Source organism: Hymenobacter roseosalivarius DSM 11622 (assembly GCF_900176135.1).
GTDB lineage: Bacteria > Bacteroidota > Bacteroidia > Cytophagales > Hymenobacteraceae > Hymenobacter > Hymenobacter roseosalivarius.
Genome location: NZ_FWWW01000042.1, coordinates 23,272 through 45,547, shown reverse-complemented (window position 1 = coordinate 45,547; position 22,276 = coordinate 23,272). Strand labels below are relative to the sequence as shown.

At 55.5% G+C, this 22,276-nt stretch carries 25 protein-coding genes; 15 read left to right on the top strand and 10 right to left on the bottom strand.

Annotated elements, in window-relative coordinates:
- Positions 1 to 36 precede the first annotated feature (36 nt).
- The 3 genes from B9A24_RS03640 to B9A24_RS03630 all read right to left on the bottom strand — a co-directional run bounded on the left by B9A24_RS03640 (position 37) and on the right by B9A24_RS03630 (position 3,804).
- Positions 37 to 1,563, bottom strand: a complete 1,527-nt coding sequence (locus B9A24_RS03640) for an SGNH/GDSL hydrolase family protein (protein ID WP_084443814.1) — start codon at positions 1,561 to 1,563, stop codon at positions 37 to 39.
- A 23-nt stretch (positions 1,564 to 1,586) separates the two neighbouring features.
- Positions 1,587 to 2,840, bottom strand: coding sequence for an OmpP1/FadL family transporter (locus B9A24_RS03635; RefSeq protein WP_084443813.1), 1,254 nt, complete (start codon positions 2,838 to 2,840; stop codon positions 1,587 to 1,589).
- 157 nt (positions 2,841 to 2,997) lie between these two features.
- Entirely contained in the window at positions 2,998 to 3,804 is an 807-nt protein-coding gene (locus tag B9A24_RS03630; protein WP_084443812.1) for a cyanophycinase, read from the bottom strand.
- 232 nt (positions 3,805 to 4,036) lie between these two features.
- Here B9A24_RS03630 and B9A24_RS03625 point away from each other — a divergent pair, with 232 nt between their 5' ends.
- The 3 genes from B9A24_RS03625 to B9A24_RS03615 all read left to right on the top strand — a co-directional run bounded on the left by B9A24_RS03625 (position 4,037) and on the right by B9A24_RS03615 (position 7,324).
- Positions 4,037 to 4,864, top strand: a complete 828-nt coding sequence (locus B9A24_RS03625) for an ion transporter (protein WP_084443811.1) — start codon at positions 4,037 to 4,039, stop codon at positions 4,862 to 4,864.
- A gap of 100 nt (positions 4,865 to 4,964) precedes the next feature.
- The gene (gene mgtE / locus B9A24_RS03620) at positions 4,965 to 6,347 is read left to right on the top strand and encodes a magnesium transporter (RefSeq protein WP_084443810.1); all 1,383 of its coding nucleotides are present in this window, start codon (positions 4,965 to 4,967) and stop codon (positions 6,345 to 6,347) included.
- A gap of 65 nt (positions 6,348 to 6,412) precedes the next feature.
- The gene (locus tag B9A24_RS03615) at positions 6,413 to 7,324 is read left to right on the top strand and encodes a magnesium transporter CorA family protein (RefSeq protein ID WP_084443809.1); all 912 of its coding nucleotides are present in this window, start codon (positions 6,413 to 6,415) and stop codon (positions 7,322 to 7,324) included.
- Between the two features lie 68 nt (positions 7,325 to 7,392).
- Here the strand turns inward: B9A24_RS03615 and arfB are convergent, their stop codons facing one another.
- Entirely contained in the window at positions 7,393 to 7,797 is a 405-nt protein-coding gene (gene arfB, locus B9A24_RS03610; protein ID WP_084443808.1) for an alternative ribosome rescue aminoacyl-tRNA hydrolase ArfB, read from the bottom strand.
- 46 nt (positions 7,798 to 7,843) lie between these two features.
- Positions 7,844 to 8,275 carry a hypothetical protein gene (locus B9A24_RS03605; RefSeq protein WP_084443807.1) on the bottom strand — a complete coding sequence of 144 codons (432 nt, stop codon included), beginning with the start codon at positions 8,273 to 8,275 and terminating at the stop codon, positions 7,844 to 7,846.
- 221 nt (positions 8,276 to 8,496) lie between these two features.
- Between B9A24_RS03605 and B9A24_RS03600 the strand changes: the two genes are divergently transcribed.
- Entirely contained in the window at positions 8,497 to 8,892 is a 396-nt protein-coding gene (locus B9A24_RS03600) for an ACT domain-containing protein (protein ID WP_084443806.1), read from the top strand.
- A gap of 71 nt (positions 8,893 to 8,963) precedes the next feature.
- On the opposite strand, the gene B9A24_RS03595 is transcribed toward B9A24_RS03600, so the two are convergent.
- Positions 8,964 to 9,890, bottom strand: coding sequence for an NmrA family NAD(P)-binding protein (locus B9A24_RS03595; protein WP_084443805.1), 927 nt, complete (start codon positions 9,888 to 9,890; stop codon positions 8,964 to 8,966).
- 166 nt (positions 9,891 to 10,056) lie between these two features.
- Between B9A24_RS03595 and B9A24_RS03590 the strand changes: the two genes are divergently transcribed.
- The 4 genes from B9A24_RS03590 to B9A24_RS03575 all read left to right on the top strand — a co-directional run bounded on the left by B9A24_RS03590 (position 10,057) and on the right by B9A24_RS03575 (position 12,002).
- Positions 10,057 to 10,458, top strand: coding sequence for a winged helix-turn-helix transcriptional regulator (locus B9A24_RS03590; protein WP_084443804.1), 402 nt, complete (start codon positions 10,057 to 10,059; stop codon positions 10,456 to 10,458).
- Between the two features lie 165 nt (positions 10,459 to 10,623).
- The gene (locus tag B9A24_RS03585; RefSeq protein WP_084443803.1) at positions 10,624 to 11,382 is read left to right on the top strand and encodes a head GIN domain-containing protein; all 759 of its coding nucleotides are present in this window, start codon (positions 10,624 to 10,626) and stop codon (positions 11,380 to 11,382) included.
- A gap of 160 nt (positions 11,383 to 11,542) precedes the next feature.
- Entirely contained in the window at positions 11,543 to 11,818 is a 276-nt protein-coding gene (locus B9A24_RS03580; protein WP_084443802.1) for a DUF3667 domain-containing protein, read from the top strand.
- Positions 11,796 to 12,002 carry a hypothetical protein gene (locus tag B9A24_RS03575; RefSeq protein WP_084443801.1) on the top strand — a complete coding sequence of 69 codons (207 nt, stop codon included), beginning with the start codon at positions 11,796 to 11,798 and terminating at the stop codon, positions 12,000 to 12,002. Before B9A24_RS03580 ends, B9A24_RS03575 begins: the two co-directional genes overlap by 23 nt.
- A 16-nt stretch (positions 12,003 to 12,018) precedes the next feature.
- On the opposite strand, the gene B9A24_RS03570 is transcribed toward B9A24_RS03575, so the two are convergent.
- Positions 12,019 to 12,612, bottom strand: coding sequence for a hypothetical protein (locus B9A24_RS03570; protein ID WP_143434742.1), 594 nt, complete (start codon positions 12,610 to 12,612; stop codon positions 12,019 to 12,021).
- A gap of 160 nt (positions 12,613 to 12,772) precedes the next feature.
- Between B9A24_RS03570 and B9A24_RS03565 the strand changes: the two genes are divergently transcribed.
- Both B9A24_RS03565 and B9A24_RS03560 read left to right on the top strand, forming a co-directional pair.
- On the top strand, positions 12,773 to 13,720 hold the full coding sequence (locus tag B9A24_RS03565; RefSeq protein ID WP_084443816.1) for a 3-oxoacyl-ACP synthase III family protein: 948 nt from the start codon (positions 12,773 to 12,775) through the stop codon (positions 13,718 to 13,720).
- Between the two features lie 154 nt (positions 13,721 to 13,874).
- Positions 13,875 to 14,432: a DUF6992 family protein gene (locus B9A24_RS03560; protein ID WP_084443799.1), complete on the top strand. Its 558-nt coding sequence runs from the start codon at positions 13,875 to 13,877 to the stop codon at positions 14,430 to 14,432.
- 35 nt (positions 14,433 to 14,467) lie between these two features.
- On the opposite strand, the gene B9A24_RS03555 is transcribed toward B9A24_RS03560, so the two are convergent.
- A complete protein-coding gene (locus tag B9A24_RS03555; RefSeq protein ID WP_084443798.1) occupies positions 14,468 to 16,627 on the bottom strand; it encodes a matrixin family metalloprotease in 2,160 nt (719 codons plus the stop codon).
- 326 nt (positions 16,628 to 16,953) lie between these two features.
- Between B9A24_RS03555 and B9A24_RS03550 the strand changes: the two genes are divergently transcribed.
- Genes B9A24_RS03550 through B9A24_RS03535 form a run of 4 tightly spaced genes read left to right on the top strand, consistent with a single transcriptional unit; the run spans position 16,954 to position 19,703 of the window.
- Positions 16,954 to 17,808 (top strand): ABC transporter ATP-binding protein, encoded by an 855-nt coding sequence (locus tag B9A24_RS03550; protein ID WP_084443797.1) that lies wholly within the window; start codon positions 16,954 to 16,956, stop codon positions 17,806 to 17,808.
- Positions 17,792 to 18,568, top strand: a complete 777-nt coding sequence (locus B9A24_RS03545) for a hypothetical protein (RefSeq protein WP_143434741.1) — start codon at positions 17,792 to 17,794, stop codon at positions 18,566 to 18,568. The genes B9A24_RS03550 and B9A24_RS03545 overlap by 17 nt, the downstream gene beginning before the upstream one ends.
- A 16-nt stretch (positions 18,569 to 18,584) precedes the next feature.
- Positions 18,585 to 18,968 carry a GntR family transcriptional regulator gene (locus B9A24_RS03540; protein ID WP_084443795.1) on the top strand — a complete coding sequence of 128 codons (384 nt, stop codon included), beginning with the start codon at positions 18,585 to 18,587 and terminating at the stop codon, positions 18,966 to 18,968.
- A gap of 3 nt (positions 18,969 to 18,971) precedes the next feature.
- The gene (locus tag B9A24_RS03535; protein ID WP_084443794.1) at positions 18,972 to 19,703 is read left to right on the top strand and encodes a hypothetical protein; all 732 of its coding nucleotides are present in this window, start codon (positions 18,972 to 18,974) and stop codon (positions 19,701 to 19,703) included.
- A gap of 258 nt (positions 19,704 to 19,961) precedes the next feature.
- On the opposite strand, the gene B9A24_RS03530 is transcribed toward B9A24_RS03535, so the two are convergent.
- The gene (locus B9A24_RS03530) at positions 19,962 to 20,876 is read right to left on the bottom strand and encodes a DUF72 domain-containing protein (RefSeq protein WP_084443793.1); all 915 of its coding nucleotides are present in this window, start codon (positions 20,874 to 20,876) and stop codon (positions 19,962 to 19,964) included.
- Positions 20,877 to 21,224: 348 nt separating this feature from the next.
- On the opposite strand from B9A24_RS03530, the gene B9A24_RS03525 reads away from it, so the two are divergent.
- The gene (locus tag B9A24_RS03525) at positions 21,225 to 22,067 is read left to right on the top strand and encodes a septal ring lytic transglycosylase RlpA family protein (RefSeq protein ID WP_143434740.1); all 843 of its coding nucleotides are present in this window, start codon (positions 21,225 to 21,227) and stop codon (positions 22,065 to 22,067) included.
- A gap of 18 nt (positions 22,068 to 22,085) precedes the next feature.
- Here B9A24_RS03525 and B9A24_RS21485 read toward each other — a convergent pair whose 3' ends face one another.
- A complete protein-coding gene (locus B9A24_RS21485) occupies positions 22,086 to 22,265 on the bottom strand; it encodes a hypothetical protein (RefSeq protein WP_143434739.1) in 180 nt (59 codons plus the stop codon).
- Positions 22,266 to 22,276 lie beyond the last annotated feature (11 nt).

The window sequence follows — 22,276 nt, the reverse complement described above, 5'->3', positions numbered from 1 at the left end:
ACGAGAGAGAGCTTTTTTAATGGTAATGAAGAGGAACTATGGGAATTTAACGCCCCGGTAATCATTGGGATTCAATGTCGGTACAGAGGCGCCATACTGCTGGTTGATAACCCGGATCAACTCGTTTGCGATCAATGCATAACCTCGTGGGGTTGGATGAACACCATCTAAGGAATTGAAATTACCCGTAACAAAGCTTGCACTATTATTCACCCCGTTACTGAAAACGCCGTTACGCGCGACTCTATCGAAGTAGTTATTCCCATCAAATACAGCTAATCCTTTGCGTTGTGCGCTAGCAACTATAACAGCGTTCAGTTGTCCTGTACGAGTGGCGACCGAAGCAGCTTCCGTAGCGTCAAGCACCAGGCTATTGGGCACTGCATTGGAACTAACGGCAAGCGCCCTCGCCGTGGCGGCTGGTGCGCCAGGAATTTCTAGGCCGATGCCGCCGGGAAATACGCCAGGAGCTACTGGAGCAGAATTAATAAAACCACTCGCCGTCAAAAGCAGTAAGTCGGTAGGCGTCGCTAGCCGCACATCGGTGGCCGCTGCTCCGGTGCGCACATACAAGGCAAAGCGAGTACCCGTGGGTAGCGGCGACCCAGCAGGCAACCCTAGCTGAGCCGCAATCAGAGGCACCAGAGTGGCCGGAATAGGCGTAGCATTTATCTGCGCAATAACACCAGCCGTTGGGACGGTTGTGAAGTAGGGAAGGCTCACTACGTTAGGAATAGTAGTCACTACTCCCTTTGCGCCGGTTGCCGTCAAAGCGTCTATCAGCTGATTGTATTTAGTAGTGAAATCAGCGACTGTGGTAAGCGGAGTACCAGCTCCACCCGAAGTGGCATAGCGTAACACATCATTGTTGCCAAGCGCGTTCGTGAAAAAGGTAGGCTTTAGTGTTGCTACTCTTTCCTCAACGTATTGCAGATAGGTCTTAGAGTCGGTGCCTGATAGCAAGCGCTCAAAATACGAATTAAAAGTAGGCGTGGCATTAGGCGTGATGACTGACGGAGTAGTAGTCGACGGCGGAGTTGGTGGTGTATACCGACCGTAGTTTGCCGTCGTGATTTCAGCCACGCGCAAATACGGCACACCCAAATTTTGATTACCAGTACCCGTATACCGCTCCAACAGTGGTGAACCAGCAGCTACGAAAGCCCGGCCGGGTGCAAATTGCTCAACAGGAACGAATTGATTATTTACCCTTACTTCTGGATTTATCGATGGGGAACCGCTTGAGCTAAAGCCAGTGATAACTAATTCACCACTACCATTTGCAGCATTTTGACTAAAAAGAGGTTGAGCAAATTCTCCTCCACCTACAGCACGGAACTGTTGAGCTAGCAGGGCCGGGAAAGAGTTTTGTTGGCCTTCTAAGGTTAAGCCACTGTTTGAGACACCAGCTGTTAGCGAATTACCAACGGCTATATATGTAGTAAAATCAGCCGTCCCTTTGCTCGGCTTAATATCATTCTCGAGGTCTGGCTGACAGCTAGTGAGCGTTAACCCCAGCAGCGCCACAAAGGGCGCAAACTTGCGAAACAGAAAAGTATTCATATAGAAACAAGCAAGGCAAAGAGTTAGAAGGAGTAGTTCAGGCCAATACCTGGAATGACGATGGTGGTTTTGTAGGTGCCCGCTACGCGGTCTTGGGTGCCATTGGCAATCAGTTGGCTTTGCGTCTGGCTGCGCTTGGAAATACTTACAAACTGGGTGGAGAAATCTACGCCTAGTTTGCCGAAGGCGTAGGAAGCACCAATAGTACCGCTGACGCGGTTGGCGTCAGGCGTTTCGGGCGTTACGTAGCCATTGCGCACCGGCGACTCATCATAAGCACCACCAGCGCGGACGGTCAGGCCTTCCGTTATCTTATATTGCCCCCCAAGGCGAAAAGTGAGAGCATCTTCGTAGTTACGCTTCGACACGCTGGTATTAGAGCCGTTGATAGGGTCAGCAAACGTGAACTCAAGGGTTTTGTACTCGCTCCACTCAGCATAGTTGACATCCAACCCAATAGTCAGTTTTTCAGTGGGCATGATGCCGATACCCAGGCTGGTGGTAGCAATCAAGGGTAGGGTGGCGCTGAATTTGGTGTTGGGGAAACGGGCAGCAAATGCCGAGTTAGGATCGATGCCGGTAAACGTAACGTCGCCGTCTTTTACCTCGGCATCAATCTTTGAGCGATAGTTCAGGCCTAAGCTAAACTTCTCGGATGGCTTGAAGAAGATACCCGCGTTAAAACCGACTTTGCGCTCCGCCTCGCCATCCAGCTCAATATGACCAAAGGAATCCGGCAAAGGCACATCGCGCTGCAGGTTTACGGCACCGTAGGCCAATACGGTCAGGCCCGCGCCCACACTGATTTTGTCCGTGATGGCGTAGCTAATAGTTGGCTGCACATAAATAGATTGTAGCTCAATCTCGGTCAGGGCCGTGCGGCCCTCCCAGCCATCGGCATACTTCAGGGTGCTGCCAAATGGCGTGTACACCGCGATGCCCGCCCGAAACTTGCCTTCCGCCGGGCCAAAGCTCGCGTACAGGTTGAAAGGCGTCACCACCGAATTGCGTAGCTCACGCTGGGTATTTCCTCCTTCGGCCACGAAAGCTGAGCGGGCAAACGTAGCATTGACTCCCACCTGTACGCCCCGCTCGCGCACCATTGCCAGCGCACCCGGATTGTAGAACATAGCAGCCTGGTCGAGTGATAAGCCGACGCCAACGCCGCCCATGCCGTTGTTTTTCTGCCCGGCCAGCGTTACCTGATAGCCACCCGCCGAGGCCGCAGTACCCGTAAGTAGCGCACCACTCACTAGGAGTAGAGATTTTAACTTCATAAAAAAAGAGGAATGAGTGAGAATTTGCGGTTTATGGGACTAAATGTAAGTAGAAAAATTAATCAAATTAGTAGGCGTGCCGAGTAGTTTACAGGACGCTATAAACTTTTAACAATTTGCTACTAACCATTCACTGGGGGCAAATCAGCAATAACCGCTACTGATTGCCTACTACTTGCCGGCTGTGCAAATTCAGGCGCTGGCCGCTTACCAGCACATGCACGCGCAAATCCTGACCGGCTATCGGCTCGCCCCGCCCAATGCGGCCCAGATTGCTGCCGTGCAGGTGCTGCCCATCCACGACCATTACCACCCCATCGCCAAACACTTCAGCCTCCTGGCCGCCCCGCACGATAATGCCCGTTTCCTGGCCCAGACCCAAACCAAGACGCATAGGATGCTGCACCACGGCGTGAGCTAGGCGGCTGAAACGGCCCCTTTCAGCAAAGTGCTGATCCAGATATACTTCGCCTAACAAACCCAGACCGGTGGCCGTGCGTAGCCCGCCTTTGGTGAGGGAGCGGGCGCCATGGCCTTCCACAATCATACAATCGGGCAGCACGGCCGCGCCGGCGCTGGTACCAGCCACAATGAAGGCCGCGTCGTGGCGGTAGCGGTCGGCCAGCACGGCCAGAGCGCGGGTTTGTTGCCAGAACTCCGTGATGCGCTCCTGGTCGCCGCCGGTAAAAAACACCATAGCGGCCCGCTCCAGGCGTTTCAGGTTTTCCTCGGTATCGGCGGGATGGCGCTCATCTGCCCGCAGATGGTGCACCGAGCGGCAGCCCAGGTCGTGGAGGCTATCCTGATAGCCTCGGCTGCTACGGCCGGGGTTGCTGGAGGCGGTAGTCACAATCTCGACCGGGGCGGTAGGCGCGGGCAGCATATCGGTGAGCATGGCCAGCATGGCGTCGTCGTCGCCGCCGCCCAAGGCCACAAGCGTTCCGAGAGGTGATTTTCTGGGCATGATGAAGCAATAATTAAGGAGTAGTTACTCAATAAATATGGGACGGGCACCGACGGATTTCATTCTTTTTTATCCCCTACAAAGCTGGGGGGCTTTTTTGACGTTCAAGGGCTGTGGGTTTCCATAATCAGCCGGAATATTGGCAAAAGCTTTTTTTCGCCCTCACGCATACGTCAACTTGGCTAAGATGAGGGCGTATGGAGGAACAGTTTCCTACGTTTCTGCCCCGCCTATGTCCTCCGCTCCTACTCCCGCGTCCGAAAAGAAGCAGCTCCAACGGGAGCGCCTTGAACTTTTGCAACAATTCACCGACTGGCTCGAAACGCCTATGCTGGTGCTGGGCTTTGCGTGGTTAGCTCTGCTAGGCGTTGAGCTGATCTGGGGCCTTTCGCCGGCACTGGAGCTATTGGGCACGACAATCTGGGTAATCTTCATTCTCGATTTTCTCCTCAAATTCATCTTGGCACCCCGGAAATGGCCTTTTCTGAAAAGCAATGTCATTACCATTATCTCCTTGCTGGTGCCGGCCTTACGGCTGTTTCGACTGGCGCGGGTGGTGCGCGTGTTTCGGGCGACGCGGGCCGTGCGCGGGCTCCGACTGGTAAAAGTAGTCGGCTCCCTGAACCGGGGAATGCGGGCCTTATCGAGCAGCTTCGGCCGCCGCGGCGCGGGTTACGTGGCGGCGCTTACGGGCGTAGTCTTGTTTCTGGGAGCAGCTGGCATGTATGCCTTCGAAAACAAGGTAGAGGGCGGCCTGCGCACTTACGCCGACGCGCTGTGGTGGACAGCCATGCTGCTTACCAGCCTGGGCAGCGAATATTGGCCCCAAACCCTGGAAGGCCGAACATTATGCTTTCTGCTGGCCCTCTATGGCTTCGCGGTGTTTGGCTACTTCACGGCCACGCTGGCTTCTTTTTTTATGGGCCGCGACGCCGAAAGCCCCGAAGCCGAGCTGGCCGGAGCAGCTCAGGTAGCAGCTCTGCACGCCGAGCTGCACCTGCTTCGACAGGAGTTGCGCGCCGCTCAGTTTTCTGCTCCACCCAACCCCACTCAGAATTAGCGTAGCGCTAGCTATGGGGCCGTTTTTTTAGGCTAATTTTGGGGGCCAATTCTCACTAACTCATCCTTGCCTAGCGAAGCAGCACTCCTCTTAGTTGTTCATGAATCAGCACCCGACCACCGACCAGATTACGTCCCTGATTCAGGAGGGCGAATTTTTTAAACTAAAGGAACTGCTCAAGAAGTTTGAGCCCGCCGAAGTGGTGGAGCTGATTGAAGAGGAAGAGGAACGCGAACAGCTGATTATTTTCCGGCTGCTGCCCTTGCAGCTGGCCACCCAGGTATTTGAATACCTGGAAATAGACGTGCAGCGGCACTTTCTGGCCAATCTAAGTCAAGATAAAATCTCGGATATCCTGAACGAGATGTCGCCGGATGACCGGACGGCCCTGCTGGAGTTTCTGCCCGACGACTTTGTAAAGGAGCTGATTCAGACCCTCTCGGAGCCCGAGCGCAAGGTGACGCTGGAGCTGCTGGGCTACCCCGAGTATAGCGTGGGCCGCCTGATGACACCCGACTACATCGCCATTCGCGAGAGCTGGACGGTGCAGCAGGTGCTCGACTATATTCGGCGGCACGGGGGGCAATCGGAAACGATAAGTGTGCTGTACGTCACCGACGGACGCGGCGTGCTCATCGATGACATCAGTATTCGGGAAGTTTTGCTGGCCGACCCCAGCAAGCAGGTAAGCGAACTGATGGACCGCCGCTTCGTGCACCTCCAAATCATGCAGGACCAGGAGGAAGCCATTGAAGTGTTCCGCAAAAACGACCGGGTGGCGCTGCCCGTCACCAATGATGAGGGCGTGCTCTTCGGCATCGTAACCATCGACGATATTCTCGACATTCGGGAGGAAGAAGACACCGAAGACATCCAGAAGCTTGGCGGCTCCCAGGCCCTCGACGAGCCTTACCTCAGCATTCCGCTGATGGGCATGGTGCGCAAGCGGGCCGGCTGGCTGGTCATTCTGCTTATCGGGGAGATGTTTACGGCTACGGCCATGGGCTATTTTGAGGAGGAAATAGCCAAAGCCGTGGTGCTGGCGCTTTTTATTCCGCTCATCATCAGCGCGGGCGGCAACGCGGGCTCTCAGGCTACTTCGCTTATTATCCGGGCCATGTCGCTGGGCGAGCTGAATCTAAGCGAATGGTGGCGCGTCATGCGCCGCGAATTGGCTACGGGGCTGATGCTGGGGGGCATTTTGGGGGTGGTTGGCCTGCTGCGTATTCTGTTGTGGTCGCGCCTCTACCCCAATGAATACGGCGAATACTACTGGCAAATTGGGTTCACCGTCGGCTTTTCGCTGGTCGGCATCGTGCTGTGGGGTTCGTTGTGCGGCTCTATGCTGCCTCTGCTGCTCAAGCGCCTTGGCGCCGATCCGGCTACTTCATCGGCACCTTTCGTGGCTACGCTGGTGGATGTGACGGGGCTCGTGATTTACTTCTCGTTTGCCTTGCTGTTTTTGAGCGGAACGCTGCTCTAAGCCGTATGTAGTCATTCACAGCCACTACAGTACCGGACGCTGGCTACGCTTCCTTTCTAGTGACTATGACTGAACAGCTTCTTACCCAGAAAAGCAGTCAATTTGACTGGCTCGACATTACAAATCCGGCCGTGGCTGAACTGCATGCCGTGGCTGAGCAGTACGAACTGCCCGATGCTTTAGTGCGCGACTGTCTGGAGTCTACCCATTTGCCTAAGTTTGAGGCCAATGACGGCCTGAATTTCATCATGTTACGGGTATTTGTCACGCCCAAAAACAACGAGGCCGACACCATTCAGGAGCTGAGTACCAAGATTGCCATTTTCTACGCCACCGACTACTTAATTACCGTACATCGGCGCTCTCACCCGGTACTAAGCCAGTTGAAAAACGTAGCCTGCGCTCCCGGCCGCGAGTGTAATTCGCCGGCCGAAATAGCTATTCATATTGTGCGCTATGCCCTTAATAGCTACGTACAGCCGGCCCTCACCCTGACCAGGGAGCTGGACAACTACGAAGCGGATATATTTCTGAAGCGTGAGGTGCCGAATACCCTACAGGGCCTGTACTTTCTGAAACGCAAAGCCTCGGCCGCCAAACAGCTTCTGCTGCTTACCCGCGACATCCTGACCATGCTCCGCCGTCAGTCGGCCACCGACGATACCACCCTGATGCAGGACACGCAGGATTTGCAGGTGAAAGTGGAAACTCTTTATCAGCAGCTCGACGGCGCGGCCACCAACCTCATGAACCTGTATCTGTCATTGTCGTCGCAGCGCACGAACGAGGCAATGCGTGTACTGACGGTGTTTTCAGCCTTTTTTCTGCCCCTGACTTTTATCGCGGGCATCTACGGGATGAACTTCGAATACATGCCCGAGCTGACCTGGAAACTGGGCTATCCGGGTGCCATGGCGGCCATGGTGCTCATTTCCATCGGCATCTATTCCTGGTTTAAACGCAAAGGCTGGATTTAGCAAGGTGATTTCGTGGGTCTGGGGGGCTTTTTTAGCTGGCTAAACAATAGAAGCAGGGGCTCATTGCCTTACATATCCAGTCGGCGGTTCGCCTTTTTCTCGCTGTGCTTCTTCTTGGTTTCCAGTCGCTTGCGCACGGCGCCTTTGCTGGGCTTGGTAGCTTTGCGGGCTTTAGGCTTGTGCAAAGTGCGCTTGAGCAGATCGTGAAATTTCTGGAGAGCGATTTCCTTGTTGCGCAGCTGGCTGCGCTCTTCCTGGGCAGTTATTAATAAATATCCCTCGGCCGTAAGCTGCCTTTCCAGCTTCTGAAGCAGCGTTTCCTTCTGCTCGTCGGTGAGTAACAGTGAGGTTGCTACATGCCACCGCAGCTCTACCCTAGACTCAACTTTGTTTACATTTTGCCCCCCAGGACCACTACTGCGGCTGGTTTGGACTTGAAGCTCGGGCCAGAAGTGTTCGGCGGGCGGAAGCATTTGATTCTGGTAGATGTCAGTAGGTGAAATGAAACTTAGCTTGCAGCTACAATAGCCGCCAAAGCAAATAACCAAGCAGCAGGCAGCGCGCCGTCCAGGCCAGGGTACGCAGCCAGTTGGTACGCACCAGCCCATCGATGGCAATATAATCGAAGCCTTGGGCGAGGCGGTTGTGAAAGGGCACGGAGACAAAAAACGTAACCGCCCAGATAAGGAGCGTCAGCGCCAGGCTCCACCACACAATGCCCCCCAGCGCCCGTCCTTGCCAGGCCAGCCACACCGCTAGCCCCAGTTCCGCCACCATCGGGGCCATGACCACCCAGCCCATGCGTGTGGAGTGCGCCCGATGAAAAGCCACAAACTTATCGGCCCCGACGAAGGCGAAGCTGGGATAGTGCACGAGCTGCACTGTCCAGATAAGACCCGTGAGGTACGCCGCCAGGGCAAAGTTGAGCAGAACAAGCATCTTGAGTGGCATAGCAGCCCAAGGTACGCGCCGAAACGATAAACGTGACAGCAGTATGAGTCTAATGTAGGTCGGGATGCCCGTGGGAGCCTTTTTAGACGGCCATGCTTATCTAGCGTCCCGCCAGGAAGCATCCCGCGTGTTGAGGCGGAAGTACTAACTTCCCTACCGCGGCGAGCCAGATGCTTGGCTTTGCTCAGTAGGGCCGCGTTTATACTATTGAACTGCTACAAATGACCGGCGAACAGAATCTGGATCAGCTGCTACGCGGCATGCAGCCCGTGCTGCTGCCGGACGAGTACGTGTTTTGCACGCTGCCGCCGGGTGAGCCGCTACCAGCGGAGCTGACGCCGGTGGGCACGTTTCGGGAGGCGGAAGGGCTGACCGCCATTGTGCCAAAGGCGACAGCTGAGCAGACGGGGCTGCCGTACAGCTATCCGTGCTGTATGATTACGCTAAACGTGCATTCCAGCCTGGAGGCAGTGGGGTTTCTGGCGCGCATCACGGGTGCGCTTGCCGCTCACGGCATCAGCGTCAATGCCGTGTCGGCCTTTTACCATGACCACCTTTTCGTGCCCACCGACCGCGCCGAGGAGGCAATGCGGGTGCTACACGAGCTGTCCAGTTAAAAAAAGCCCCCCAAAACAAATCTGGGGGCTTTTTTAACTTAAAGCAATAGCGCTGTTCGTAACGCAACAGCTTAAGCCGCTGGCTGAGCGCTACTGCTTACGTGCTGGTAGCTGGGTGCAAACACCTGTTGCGCAAAGGTCTCTATGGTAGTGGGCGTGGTATTTTCGGGAGTGCGCTGCTCATGCACCATTATTTTTTCCTCGTTCATGTTGCGCGTCATCTCATCGTAGAGCGTAGCCATGCTCTCTGATAGTCCACCTTGAAGCATCCCTTTTTTGGCATCGTCATAGGAGAAGGGCACGTAGGGCAGCTGCGGCTTTTCAATGGCCTGGCCGATGGCGTGGGTGGCCTCGGCCATCGTGTAGTCGCGGGGGCCGAGCAGCAGATGTGCGGAATGGTTGGGCAAGTCAGCGGCGAAGGCGGCGGCAGCGCGGGCGGCAATGTCCTGGGTAGCAATCATGGGGAACGCTAAGTCGGGGCGCAGGGCCGAGCCCGCGATGTTCATGTGCTGAATCAGGGGCAGGTTGGCCAGCAGGTTTTCCATGAAGTAGGCCGGGCGCAGGTGCACCACATGCAGGCCTTCAATGGCGTTGAGGCGAGCTTCCTGGTGATGCAGACCTACCACGGGGCCGGTGCCGGCCGGCAGATTGGCGCCAATGCTGCTCAAATGCACGGCGCGTTTCAGGCCCGCGGCGCGCACAGCCTGCACCATGTTTTTGCCCACTTCGGCCTGGTACGCCAGATTATCGGGCGCAGCCAAATTAGGCGGAATCATCAGAAAGGCGGCATCGGCGGGGCGCAGCACTTCGGTCAGAAAAGCGGTATCGGCCAAGTCGCCGGGCCGGATGTCGGCGCCAGCCGCTTGCAGGGGCTGAAGCTTTTCCTGGGAGCGAGCCACGGCCGTGACGCGGTGGCCGCGCTCCAATAAGTAATGCACCAGACGGGAGCCAATGTTGCCGGTCGCGCCGGTCACCACAATGTGTTGGGAAGTAGCCATAAGAGTAATTGTTTTGGGAGTTGATCAGTTAATTTTCAGGATGAGTAAATGACGGTTACCATCTTTTATTCAAAGCAACCTCCTAACTTCGCTTTTAGCAAGTACCTACCAAAAAGTAGGGCACTTACTATTTAGTTAGAATCATTGATAATCAGCGCGAAAATTTATGTCTAGAATAACAAAACAACAACAGGCGGAAGCTGAGTGGCAAGGAACCACCCCAACCAACACGCTGAACCTGTGCCCCGTACGCACAACCATGAACGTGCTGGGGGGCAAATGGAAGCTCCTGATTCTCTCCTATCTCCTGCACGGTCCGCGGCGCTACGGTGAGCTGCGCCGCGCCATCCCTGAAATCACGGAGAAAATGCTGATTCAGGAGCTGCGCGAGCTGGAGCTGGACGGTATCCTGACCCGCACCGTATTTCAGCAGGTGCCCCCCAAAGTGGAGTATCACCTCACGCAGCAGGGTCAGCTCATTCAGCCCCTGCTCGATGCCTTGCGTCAGTGGGGCTCAGGTTATTTGCAGCGAAGCACCAGTGTAATTCATGAACAAAAAGCGCTTTAACAATTTTTTATTTTTCCCATAAAAGCTTGTTCTAACTGAGCTGGGAAGCTTTTTGTGTGGAACTAAGGCATCAAAAGCGACATTATTTCCGTGATTTTGGGTACACCACCCCGCTTACTTTAAGCGGGAGGCAACGGTTCGTGTACCTTATTCATCTTATGGCTGATGTCCAACCTTTCACCCATCCTGAGTGCCATGAAAAACCTACGCTTGTTCTTTCTTCCCCTGCTGGCGGCCCTGTTCGTGCTGTCGGCTTTTCGGCTGGTGCCAAGCGCGGAGCGTGAGGTGCGCAACGTGCCGGCTTTCACACAACTCAATCTGACGGGCTCGCTTACTATTGTATTACGCCAGGGCAGCGCCCAAAAAGTAGAGGTAGACGCCGCGCCTGAAGACTTATCGCACATTGAAACCATCGTGACCAACGGCAAGCTGCGCGTGGGCACCAAACAAGAAAAGAAAGGCGCGGGCCTCAGCTGGTCGTCATACAACTTCAAAGGGCCCGTAACGGTCTACGTCACGATGCCCACCATTGAAGCCCTGGGCGTAAGCGGCTCGGGTTCCCTGTCGGCCGCTGACCCAATTAAGAGCGACGATTTGCAGCTTTCGGTGAGCGGCTCGGGCCGCATGAAGCTGAGCCGGGTGCAGGCCAACCGCTTGAAGTCATCGGTATCGGGTTCAGGTGTGATAGCTATGTCGGGCACCAGTCCGCGTCACGAAGTAAGCATCAGTGGCTCAGGCCAGGTAGATGCGCCCAACATGCGTAGCGAAACCAGCCGCGTGAGCATCAGCGGCTCGGGCAACTGCCGCATCGAAGTCACCAAAACCCTGGACGCCAGCCTGGCCGGCTCCGGCAATGTGTACGTAACGGGCAAGCCCCAGATAAATGCTTCTACGGCTGGCAGCGGCCGGGTACGCAGCAGCTAAGATTGTTATGCCAAAGCCCAAAAAAGCCCCCCAGATGATTTCTGGGGGGCTTTTTTGATTCATAAAAATCCTAAGAAGCTATACAGTGAGTTACATTAAAAGCTCGTGCTTGTGTCCAAAATTTCCGTGGCTTGCGGCCTAACCATTTATTTGTCTGCTTATGGCTCATACAGCTACTAAACTCCCGGCTTGCGCTAATTGCCACTACACCTTTCCCCCCGATCGTCCCAACGAATTCTGCCCCCGCTGCGGCCAGCAGAATCATGAGCTCAGCCTCTCCGCGGGGCATGTGCTGGAGGAAACCCTGGAAGGGCTATTTCACTTCGACGGCAAAGTATTTCGCACGGCTAAGCTGCTGCTGTTCAAGCCTGGCGAGCTTACGAAGCGCTTTCTGGAGGGAAAACGAATGCCCTATGTGCCACTACCTGCACCTTAATGACTGGTTTGAGCCGGTACTCTTCTTCCTGCCAGCCGTATATTTTTACCTGGCTCTCCGCAACAATTTTGGGCAGCCGTGGCCTAAAACCCTTGCCAAAGTGCTTCTGATGATCGTTACCTATGGTTTGGTACTAGGCATTTCTATGGTGGCCTCGGCGCTGGTCAGCGTGTTCATGCTGTAGTGGGCCGCAGCTTTACTTAAAAATCGAATAGACCGCGGCGGGGAGAGTCGTCTTTATTCCGGTCGCGCTTTTTCTGGTCGCGCTCCCGCTGGCGGCGGCGATCATCCCGGTCATCCCCATCGCCAAAGACGCCGTTCAGAAAACCTTCCTTTTTGTCTTTAATCAGAATATAGCGCACCGATAAGGCCGCCGGAAACCGGAACCAGTCGTCGCTGCTGATTTCCACGCTGGGCTTTATATCCAGGGAAAGCACCACGGGCACAAAGGCGATTTTGTACTCCACGCCCGCAATACCGTCGAAGCCGCCGAAGCCACCATCGTCTTTTTGGGTACCGATGTGGGCACCCGCACCAAGGTAATAATTCAGGCTTTTACCCAACAGACCAAAATGCTGCTCAGCCAGCAGTGTGGCGCTTACCTCGCGGGTGCCGATCAGGCCAATGCCTTCCAGGGTTGTTCTTTCAAATATTTTCTGCTGGACCGTTACGCCAAAGTTGTCTCTGCCAACACGCAGACCAGCGGCTGTCCGGTATTTCTGGGCGCTGGCAGCCAGGGTCATAAGCATCAGCAAGGCCGTGAAAACCACGCGTGTGTAAAGAAAAAACATCATATTATTATTACTGTGGCGGCGGAACTCCGACCCGCGAAGGCTGTTTGAACGTTAAATGGGCGCACAAAGTACGGGCCATGATGCCATTTTATGGTACGTTCTCTGGCAGCGCCGTAACTTGCAGCCTCATTTACTGCCCTCATCCAGCCCCATTCCACCCGTGTACATTCATCAAGTAGCGGCGTATGTGCCCACCCAGGTTATTACCAACGAGCATTTTACCCGCTTAAACGGGCTTTCCCACGACTGGATTATTGAGCGCACCGGCATTCGGGAGCGTCGCAAGGCTGCTCCTGGCGAAAACACCAATACCATGGCCACCGAGGTCACGCGCCGCGTACTGGCCGCCGTGCCCGCCATTGCCGCCGATAGCATCGACCTCATCGTGGGTGCCACTTATACCCCCCACGATACCATCTATACCCTGGCGCACGCCGTGCAGCGCGAGCTGGGCGTAGCGGATATTCCGGTGGTGAGTATTTCCTCGGCCTGCTCGTCGTTGCTGAATGCCGTGGAAATTGTGGAGGGCTACTTTGCTATGAACAAGGCTACCAGGGCTTTAGTAGTAGTGTCGGAGCATAATACCGCGTACAACAACGAGGAAGATACCATAGCCGGCCACCTTTGGGGCGATGGCGCGGCGGCCTTGCTCATCAGCAAAGAACGCCTGGCTGACAGCGACTTACGTATAGTAGACCTGCGTACCGGCGGCGCCGCCCACGTAGGCAAAGCCGATACCGCCGTCACGCTCAAGCCCGTAGAGAAGGGTATCGTGATGCCGCATGGCCGCGACGTGTTCACCCACGCCTGCCAGTACATGGCCCGCGTTACCAGCGAGGTATTGGAGCGCAACAATCTGGAAGTCAATGATGTGACTTACCTGATTCCGCACCAGGCCAACCTGCGCATCACCAGGAATGTAGTGCAGGCCCTGGGTTTACCGCCGGAGCGCGCCATTTCCAACATTCAGGACCTGGGCAATACCGGCTGCGCGGGGGCCGCCATCGCGCTGGCCGAATATCACTCCCGTCTGCGGCCCGGCGAACGAATTATCATCACCGTTTTTGGTGGTGGCTATTCATACGGGGCCATGCTGCTGGAGCGCTAAAAGGCAGCGTTAGCCTCTGGGGGGCTTTTTTGAGTGACTTTTCTGCCTTTCCGTAGCAGAAGGCGCTACTTCCTGTCTTTCTTCCCATGAGTGCTCACGATGCCCCTTACCTATGCACTTCCGATCCTGGCTACTTGTTTTTGCTTGCTTACCATTGAAGCTGCTAGCCCAGAACACCTCTCAGGAAGCACCAACGGCTATTTTCGATGCTGAGCGCGCAGCCCTAGATCGGCGCGGAATGTATGTATTGGGGGCTTGGGCGGTAAGCAACGTAGGAGCCAGCGGAGCACGGTACTTTGCGACCACTGGCTCGGAGAAATACTTTCATCAGATGAATGTGGGCTGGGGAGCTGTCAATCTGGCCCTGGCCGGGGTTTCCTTCTTGGGCTCCTCCCGTGCTCCCTCCTCCGACCGGGCCGCCACCACGAAAGCCCAGCTGCGCACCGAAAACATTTACCTGCTGAACACCGGTTTGGATGCTGCCTACATCATGGGAGGCTTCTACCTGAAAGAGCGTGCCCGCACCCGCCCTACTCAGCGCCGACAAGACCAGCTGAAGGGCTATGGCCAGTCGTTGTTGCTTCAGGGGGGCTTTTTGTTGGCTTTTGATGGTGTCATGTTCGCGGCTCATCACAGCCACGCAACCCAACGCCTTTATCCCCTGCTCAGCAACCTGCGGTTTGGGCCGGGCACGGTAGCTCTTGTATTTTAGAGACTTACACGTCTCTGGCCTTTGATACGGCTCAGCTACTCGTTCGTGGAACGTACAAAATTAAGGGAGCCCGTTTTGCCCGTTTGGTCGCGCCAGCGCACGATGTACCAGCCCGACCGCAGATCGGTGAGGTTCAGGAAAAAAGGCCGACCCGATTGATAGTTGACCTGTTCCGTTCGACGGCGGCGCCCTACGGCATCATATATATCGAGGGTAAGCTGGCCGGTAGCGGCCCCTATATACAGCAGGCTGGCGGGCCCTTCATCCAGTGGATTGGGGAAAAGCTGTAATCCTTCCTTGACGGGGCCACCGGCAAGGGCCGTAACTGCTTGGGGCAGCGTATTATCCAGACTATTATCGGGACGGCGTACGCGCAGGCGGTAGAAGGAGCGCCCCGGCAGCGGTGTTGGGTCGACGTAGGTGTATTGTCCCCCAGCGCTGCCGGGCTGCACGGTAGCTAGTGGTTGCCAGGCCGTAGTATCAGCGGCGCGCTCAATGACAAACTCCCGCAAAAAGCACTCATCCTGCGTCGTCCAGTTTACCTGACTGCCGATACCGGCCAAGGCATTGGCGTCCACGCTGATAAGCGGCGCGGGCAGCATAGGTGATACGCTGCCGCACGCGGGCGGCACGAAGCTACGGGTGCGCAATAATAAACGCCCCCCAATTATATCGCTCGCCGGATTTATCTGGCGGTTTTGCCGGCCCCGCGCTACGGCGTAGTGCATCACGGCGGCGGGCGCGATTACGTGGGAAAGCTGGTGAGCGTGCCCCAGCTCGTGGACGATTACCGACTCAAAGTCAATCTGGCTGGCCGAGGGATTGCCCGGCCCAAACTGCCAGGAGGTTTCCGTATCGAGCTGCATATCAATTTCCGAAACCCAGAAATAAACGGGGCCGCTACTGATGCGGCACCCTTCGTAATAGCTGGTAGTACGGCCCAGCACGCGCGCGGGCAACTGGCTTTCGCCGGTGCCAAAGTCGAAGCCGATGACATTTTCATCGTTCTCCTCCGCGCCGCGCTTCGTGCTGTTGGCACCCACTTCCCAGTTCATACCCGTTTGGCAGCGCCAGGTAGCCAGAGCCCGCCGGAAAGCAGCTACCGCCGCGGCATTGCCGGCCAGACTCGAATCAAAGCGGAGCGTATAGCCGCCCTTGCTATTCTGGTTGATGTGACCCGGCCGCACGATTTCGTTGGTACCCTGGGTCTCCACATTACTCACCGCATATATTACCGTCAGCGGAATGCCGCTAATGCCTTCTAGCTGCTCCGCTGTCGTAACGCGCACGGGGCCCGTACCGGCGGGAGCAGTACGGGCCGGAATGGTCCCATCGGGCAGGCCCGGTACGTTACCATTGGAGGGCACCCGCACCTGAATACGGGTATCAGTCCAGCTTATATAGTCGGCGGTCTGGGCGCGGGTCTGGGTTTCGCCCCCATCATCGGCATTCAGAAAAGAGACAAAGCCAGTGCCGCGCGTAGCCCCGAAGCCCGTGCCAGTGATGGTGAGCACGGCGTTGATGCCGGCCGCGATAGTGAGCGGTGAGAGCCCCGCTACAATAGGCGCGGTGCCTTTGGCGGCTACAGCTGGTCGGGTCCGCTGGGCCTGAACGGCAGTAAGTACTGGATTGGCCGCTACTTCCAGCGTAGGCTGGCCCGTGGTCAGCTTCAGATCAGCATAGAAGTTCTGGCCCACCAAAGGGTACTGCCGAAAGGGCTCCGAGGCCGAAGCCTTCGTCAGATCGTAGCGAATAAAGCCTTGCTCACTGCCATACGCCGTCCAGGCCTGACCCGCCGCCTCAATACCAGCAAACGGGGCCGGATACAGAAACAAGACGCCTTGCTCGCCCGGAAACAAACGCAGAGTATTGGTCAGCTCCTGCCGCTTCAGCTCTACGGTTCCGCCTTCCGTAATAACGGTTAGCTCGGCGGCGGCAGCGCCCTTGAACACCTTGAAAACGCGCACCCGGTGGGCGGTGTAGATGCGACGATGACTGGTGTCCCAGAAGCTACGGGCATCCAATACCTCACCCTCCACCACCAGCGCCGAGGCCTGCGCCCGGCTGGTTGGATCGAGGGGCAGCATCAGACAATGGCTTTCGGGCTCCACGCTCACGGTTTGAGCGAAGGCCGGAGTAATAACGACAGAAAATACCAGCCCTAAGGCCAGCTGAAGAGAGGACAATACTTTCATACCGAAGCAACGAGAACGAAAAGCGCTGACAATAGGGAGTTCCAAGATACGACTTTCGGGGCGCACCGGTCGGTTCCTCGCGGCCCGTATCTGGTCTTTATTTTCAGAACAACTCCTTCCTCTACCACTAAACGCCCTTTCTGTTTATTCCAAAGCCAAAGTAGGCCGAAGTCACGGACACTTTTCGGAGCAACAACGGAGGTCTGGGGGGCAAAATTTGCCCCCCAGACCTCCTGAAAATAAACAGTGAGAAAGTATTTGAAAGGACAGATACTTGTTTACATTTGTAGTGTACTAGTTAAGTAATACACTAAGACAATTAACCGATGGTGCACGTACACAACATGAGTTTTGGGTACTCCAAAAAATACCTGCTCTTTGAAAACCTCAACTTGTCCTTAACCAGGGGGCATATTTATGGCTTACTGGGCAAGAACGGCGCGGGCAAGTCTACCCTGCTCAAAAACATGATTGGCCTGGCCTTCCCGCAAGCGGGCACTTGCCAAATCAACGGCCAGCCTGCGGCCAAAAGGCTCCCATCGGTGCTTGAAGACCTGTACTTCCTGCCCGAAGAAATATATGTGCCGGCACTTACCGCCGAGCAGTTCGTGAAGCACACGGCCGGCTTTTATCCCCAGTTTCAGCAGGCCGAGCTGCACCGGTATCTGCGGGAGTTTGAGGTACCCTGGGGGGCAATTCTGGACCGGCTTTCCTTCGGGCAGCAAAAGAAGTTCATGATCGCCTTTGGCCTGGCCACCAACACCGGCCTGTTCGTGATGGATGAGCCCACCAACGGCCTCGACATCCCCTCCAAAGTACAGTTCCGCAAGATTATGGCCTCCGCCCTCACCGAGGAGCGCTGCATGATCATCTCCACCCACCAAGTGCGCGACCTCGATAGCCTCATCGATACGGTAGTCGTGCTCCACGACCGCAAAATCGTGCTGAATCAGGGGCTGGACCAGGTGGCCGAACGGCTCACCTTCACTACTCATTCTACCACCGACGGGCTCGACGTGCTGTATGCCGAGAACTCCGTGCGCGGCCAACAGGTCATTCTGCCCAATACTGATGGGCGCTATAGCCGGGTCGATCTGGAGCTGCTGTTCAATGCGCTCATTAGCAATAAGTCAAGTGTTCTTCAGCATTTAAATCAGCCGGAATATGAAAAATCATTTTAATTTTCGTCGCTTTGGCCAACTATTTAAAAAACACTCGGTCGAAAATTTCAAGCAGTATGCGTTATCAACTGGAGTATTAATTGGAAGTATGACGCTGGTAATGGGCTTTATTGCTTATTTATCCGGCTCGCCCATCGTATCGCAACAACAAGCTATATTCTTTATCCTATTTTTATTAGGCTCAGGCTTTATTTTCACGAGTTCTATTTTTTCTAATCTGGGCAATAAAAATCAGGCAGTAGCAGCGCTTAGCTTGCCGGCGTCTCACTTTGAAAAATATTTGGTGGGATGGCTGTATTCTTTTTTAATCTTTTCGGTGGTTTTTACGGCCAGCTTTTATGTGGTAATCACCCTGATTGTAAACCTCGACGAATGGCATAGTCAGGAGAAGGAGATACTCAATGTTTTCTCAGCCGAGCAGGAAGTATATGGTGCTTACATTATTTATGCTTTTTTGCACGCAGTAGCCATCTGGGGGGCAATTTTCTTCACCAAAACGCAATTCATTAAAACGGCCTTCGTGTTTTTGGTGCTCGCAGGACTGCTTACTACGCTGAATTTTCAGGTTCTGGAAGCCATTTTCCAGCAGGATTTACATGTGGCGACGCCTTTCACGAATGTGGGCTTCCAGGTTGATAAAGAATATTATTCACTGGAATTGCCGGAGCAGCAGCAGCGACTCATTGTTTTGGTACCCATCGTATTAGCCTTGCTTTTTTGGGCAACAGCCTACGCCCGGATCAGGGAAAAGCAACTTTAAGCAGGGAGGACTGACTATGGAATTCAGAGAAAATGAAGCCATCTACCTGCAAATTGCCAGCTACGTGAGCGAGAATATCCTGCTGGGCAAGTGGTCCACCGACCATAAAATCCCCTCGGTGCGCGACTTAGCCAGCGAGCTTCAGGTAAATCCAAATACGGTTATGCGCACCTACGAATTTTTGCAAAACCAGGAAGTGGTTTATAATAAGCGTGGCATCGGTTTTTTTGTAACAGCCGATGCCGTTAATAAAGTTAAGCACCACCGCAAAGAGCGGTTTTTGCAGCAGGATTTACCGGATTTTTTCCGTAACGTTTTTCTGCTGGATATAAGTCTGGATGAATTGCAACGCCGCTACGAACAATTTAAAAGCGAGCATTACGCACCCACCGAAAACTAAGTCATGAAAACTAGCAATAAATTACTCCTGACAGCTCTGCTGTTTCTGCTTACCTCGCTCGCGGCTTATAATATGGCTTTGAAAACAGAGTACCGCAAAGGCACTTATAAAGACCCATACAAGAATTTTACCGCCCTGAACCTAAAAGATTTTAATGCGCTGGAAATAAATCCGGCTAGTATTCTGAACGTGAAAGTTATGGCGGGCCCGTACGCGGTGTGGGTACACAAAAAAGCTGCTGAGTACGTACAGGTGAAGCAAACTGGCCAACGCCTGCGCCTGGACGTAGCCTTCGCCGAGGACAAGGATTTTACGGGTAACTCCTACGCTGTCATGATCAGCTGCCCGCGGCTAACGTCCCTGACAACCAATGCCGTGTACTCGGTTAAGGGCAAGCAGACTATCGACAAAGACCTAGGCTCTTTTCCAAATTTCGGCGTGACGGTCTCGGGATTTACGCAGGACAGTCTGTGGGTGCGCCAGGACAACGCCAGCCTGCTAAAGCTCACCGACAATACGCTTGGGCGGCTGCGGGCGGTGGCCGGCCTGAGCCCTGGCAGCAGTTCCACTCTCCACCTGCTGGCCACCAACCACATCACAGCCGCCAACCTGGGAATCCGGCACAAAAGTCAGCTGATTCTGGAAAACGTGGCTATTCCCCAGCTCCACTATCAGTTCGCCGACAGTGCCAAGGCCACGATTTCGGGGGCTTCGCTGGGGGCGTTCACGCGGTAGGGGCCTCCCCCCTCGCCCCCCAGTCTGCTTCAGGCGCAGAGCCTAGGGGGAGGGGAGAGCCAGACGACTGGTTATCCGCGGCCACGTCGGCTGCCGCCGCTGCAACCGCTACCTTTAAAGCCATTAAAAGCAAAAAAACCACGACTATAGGTAGCGTGTCTGAGGCGCGAGCCGAAGGTGCGGCGCAGGCCGAGCGCCTGGCTCCCCCTCTCCCCCCTGGAGAGGGGGCTGGGGGGTGAGGCTTTCGTTGAACCACGCTTAAAACAAGCTCCCTTGCACGGGCTGCACAATAACCTTCGGGGGGGCAATTTCGAGCCCCGTCAAGGTGCGCAGCTTCTCCAGAAAATACTGCGTCCAGAGCGGCGAGTGCATGATATCCTTCTGGTGAATAAAGACATAGGCCGTGTGCAAACTAGCGCTCAGCCAGCTGGCCAGGCGCTCGGCCCAGGCATCGGCGCGACGGTAGTCGCTGTTACCGAGACAGTGGCCGTTGAAGCGAATGAAGGCCACGGGCGTCGTCAGGCGCTGATGGAGCACGTCGCGGCGGCCGGCCACGTCGGTTATTACCAGCGTCTTGTTCAGCGCTTCCAGCAAGGCAAATACGGTGTCGCGCAGACCGGTATCAGCAAACCACCGCGGATGGCGCAGCTCCACCGCCAGCGGCACGTAAGCAGGAAAGTCCAGCAGGTAGCGCTCCAGGCGGCGCAAATGCTCCGGCCCAAACGTGGGGGGCAATTGTAGAAAGGCCATCCCTAAATATTCTTCAAGTCCGCTGATAGCCCGGCAAAAGGCGGTTGTCAGTTCGTCAGCGTTGTATAGCTCCCGCTCGTGGGTGATGCTCTGGGGCATTTTGGGGCAGAACTTGAAGCCCGGCGGCACGGCCTCGCGCCACTTGCGCACGGTGGGCGCGTCGGGAATGCGGTAGTGGGTGGTGTTCAGCTCGATACTGTTGAACTGCCGGGCGTAGTGGTGCAGGTAGTCGGCGTCCTTAATGCCAGCCGGAAAATAAGAGCCCAGCCAAGCCTTATTGGTCCAGATGGGGCAGCCCACATAGATGGCGGGCTGGGGCGGCCCGGTAGCCTGGGCACGAGCCAGCAGATTGGCCGTTTCGGGGTGGTCGGGAGGAAGCGTGAAATCCACGCCGCGCAGGTCGGAAAGGCGGCCAAAATCCATAGGGCAAAGTACGGCAAATCTCCCCGCAGGAGGCAGGTTATCTCAATAACAAAATTTAATGACTTTTGCAACCCCGCTTTGGCCAAGGTCTTGGGGCAATGACAAAATTTTGTACCAATCAAATAATATCATTCTTTTTGGCCCCTACGAGCCTTCTTTTAATAATACTAAGAGCATCTTTCTGAAACACAAAAGGCCATTTTACTAGCGGAAGTACAAATTATTTTTGTACAAGTTTTATTCAAAAAATATAATTTATTATACTTGGTAACAGCTAGCACCCGTGAGGCTTGATCTCCTCTAAAAAGTGACGCTCTAGTTTTGGCTGTTTACCAATTGTCTAAAAGCGTGATTCGATCCTCCCGATTACCTCTTGCCGGTTGGCTGTTTGCTCTGCTCCTGACCTTGCCATTCGCCTTCCCCCAAACCGCGTTTGCCACCCGGCTCCGCGACAACGATAAGGCTCCCGTAGCTGCCACCCGCAAGAAAGCCGTCGTGCTGCGGGGCCGGGCCTCGTGGTACGGCATTCAGCACCAAGGCCTGCGTACCAGCAGCGGCGAGCGGTTTGACCGCAATAAATACACGGCCGCCCACAAGACGCTGCCCTTCAACACCCGCCTGCGCGTAACTAACCCCCAAAATGGTAAATCGGTCGTCGTGCGTGTTACCGACCGCGGCCCGTTCCGCCACCAGCGCATTCTCGACCTAGCCGAAATAGCGGCCCGGCCCCTGGGCATCGTCCAGCAAGGAGCCGTTTCGGTTATTGCCGAGATAGTGCCCGAAACGACGCCCCTGGGCCCCACGGATGCTCCCGATGACCTAGCGGAGATGCTCAACGACACCATTGACCCCGAGATGTCTGAGGTAGCTACCACCAAAACGGCCGTGCCAGCTACGCTTCCCGCCTCCACGCCTGCTTTCGTGGTCCAGACCGGCACCTTCAGCAGCGCCCTGAATGCTCAGAATCAGCTCACCAAAATCCGGGCTATTAACAGCCAGCTCCCCGTCTCGATGACGCCCGAAAGTATTGACGGCAAGCCACTCAACCGCGTGGTAGTCGGGCAGTTTGCGAGTTGGAAAGCCGCCGACACCGTACGCCGTCAGCTACAGCAGCGCGGCATCGCGGGGCTGGTTCGTCAGATTCAGGTGCCCGTAAAACCAACCGCACCCCTGTTAGCCGCTGGCCACTAACCTTTATTTTAACTACTCTTAAGAATTGAAGTCAGGAAGCCCGACCCAACCGTTTTTGCGGTTGGGTCGGGCTTCCTGGTGTTGGCTGGGGGGCAAATCTTCGGCGCATACCGTGGCCGGCGCGCAGCCGACGTTGTTATCTTGGCACGCCGCCCTACCTTGGTGGCCGCCGTCTACCCGCCGGGGGGCTTTTTTCACCAACTTCTATT

What these genes read in the sequence shown, in the direction of transcription:
- B9A24_RS03640 (WP_084443814.1), bottom strand. Translation starts at nt 1,563, where the DNA reads ATGAATACTTTTCTGTTTCGCAAGTTTGCGCCCTTTGTGGCGCTGCTG.
- B9A24_RS03635 (WP_084443813.1), bottom strand. Translation starts at nt 2,840, where the DNA reads ATGAAGTTAAAATCTCTACTCCTAGTGAGTGGTGCGCTACTTACGGGT.
- B9A24_RS03630 (WP_084443812.1), bottom strand. Translation starts at nt 3,804, where the DNA reads ATGCCCAGAAAATCACCTCTCGGAACGCTTGTGGCCTTGGGCGGCGGC.
- B9A24_RS03625 (WP_084443811.1), top strand. Translation starts at nt 4,037, where the DNA reads ATGTCCTCCGCTCCTACTCCCGCGTCCGAAAAGAAGCAGCTCCAACGG.
- mgtE (WP_084443810.1), top strand. Translation starts at nt 4,965, where the DNA reads ATGAATCAGCACCCGACCACCGACCAGATTACGTCCCTGATTCAGGAG.
- B9A24_RS03615 (WP_084443809.1), top strand. Translation starts at nt 6,413, where the DNA reads ATGACTGAACAGCTTCTTACCCAGAAAAGCAGTCAATTTGACTGGCTC.
- arfB (WP_084443808.1), bottom strand. Translation starts at nt 7,797, where the DNA reads ATGCTTCCGCCCGCCGAACACTTCTGGCCCGAGCTTCAAGTCCAAACC.
- B9A24_RS03605 (WP_084443807.1), bottom strand. Translation starts at nt 8,275, where the DNA reads ATGCCACTCAAGATGCTTGTTCTGCTCAACTTTGCCCTGGCGGCGTAC.
- B9A24_RS03600 (WP_084443806.1), top strand. Translation starts at nt 8,497, where the DNA reads ATGACCGGCGAACAGAATCTGGATCAGCTGCTACGCGGCATGCAGCCC.
- B9A24_RS03595 (WP_084443805.1), bottom strand. Translation starts at nt 9,890, where the DNA reads ATGGCTACTTCCCAACACATTGTGGTGACCGGCGCGACCGGCAACATT.
- B9A24_RS03590 (WP_084443804.1), top strand. Translation starts at nt 10,057, where the DNA reads ATGTCTAGAATAACAAAACAACAACAGGCGGAAGCTGAGTGGCAAGGA.
- B9A24_RS03585 (WP_084443803.1), top strand. Translation starts at nt 10,624, where the DNA reads ATGTCCAACCTTTCACCCATCCTGAGTGCCATGAAAAACCTACGCTTG.
- B9A24_RS03580 (WP_084443802.1), top strand. Translation starts at nt 11,543, where the DNA reads ATGGCTCATACAGCTACTAAACTCCCGGCTTGCGCTAATTGCCACTAC.
- B9A24_RS03575 (WP_084443801.1), top strand. Translation starts at nt 11,796, where the DNA reads ATGTGCCACTACCTGCACCTTAATGACTGGTTTGAGCCGGTACTCTTC.
- B9A24_RS03570 (WP_143434742.1), bottom strand. Translation starts at nt 12,612, where the DNA reads ATGATGTTTTTTCTTTACACACGCGTGGTTTTCACGGCCTTGCTGATG.
- B9A24_RS03555 (WP_084443798.1), bottom strand. Translation starts at nt 16,627, where the DNA reads ATGAAAGTATTGTCCTCTCTTCAGCTGGCCTTAGGGCTGGTATTTTCT.
- B9A24_RS03550 (WP_084443797.1), top strand. Translation starts at nt 16,954, where the DNA reads ATGGTGCACGTACACAACATGAGTTTTGGGTACTCCAAAAAATACCTG.
- B9A24_RS03545 (WP_143434741.1), top strand. Translation starts at nt 17,792, where the DNA reads ATGAAAAATCATTTTAATTTTCGTCGCTTTGGCCAACTATTTAAAAAA.
- B9A24_RS03540 (WP_084443795.1), top strand. Translation starts at nt 18,585, where the DNA reads ATGGAATTCAGAGAAAATGAAGCCATCTACCTGCAAATTGCCAGCTAC.
- B9A24_RS03535 (WP_084443794.1), top strand. Translation starts at nt 18,972, where the DNA reads ATGAAAACTAGCAATAAATTACTCCTGACAGCTCTGCTGTTTCTGCTT.
- B9A24_RS03530 (WP_084443793.1), bottom strand. Translation starts at nt 20,876, where the DNA reads ATGGATTTTGGCCGCCTTTCCGACCTGCGCGGCGTGGATTTCACGCTT.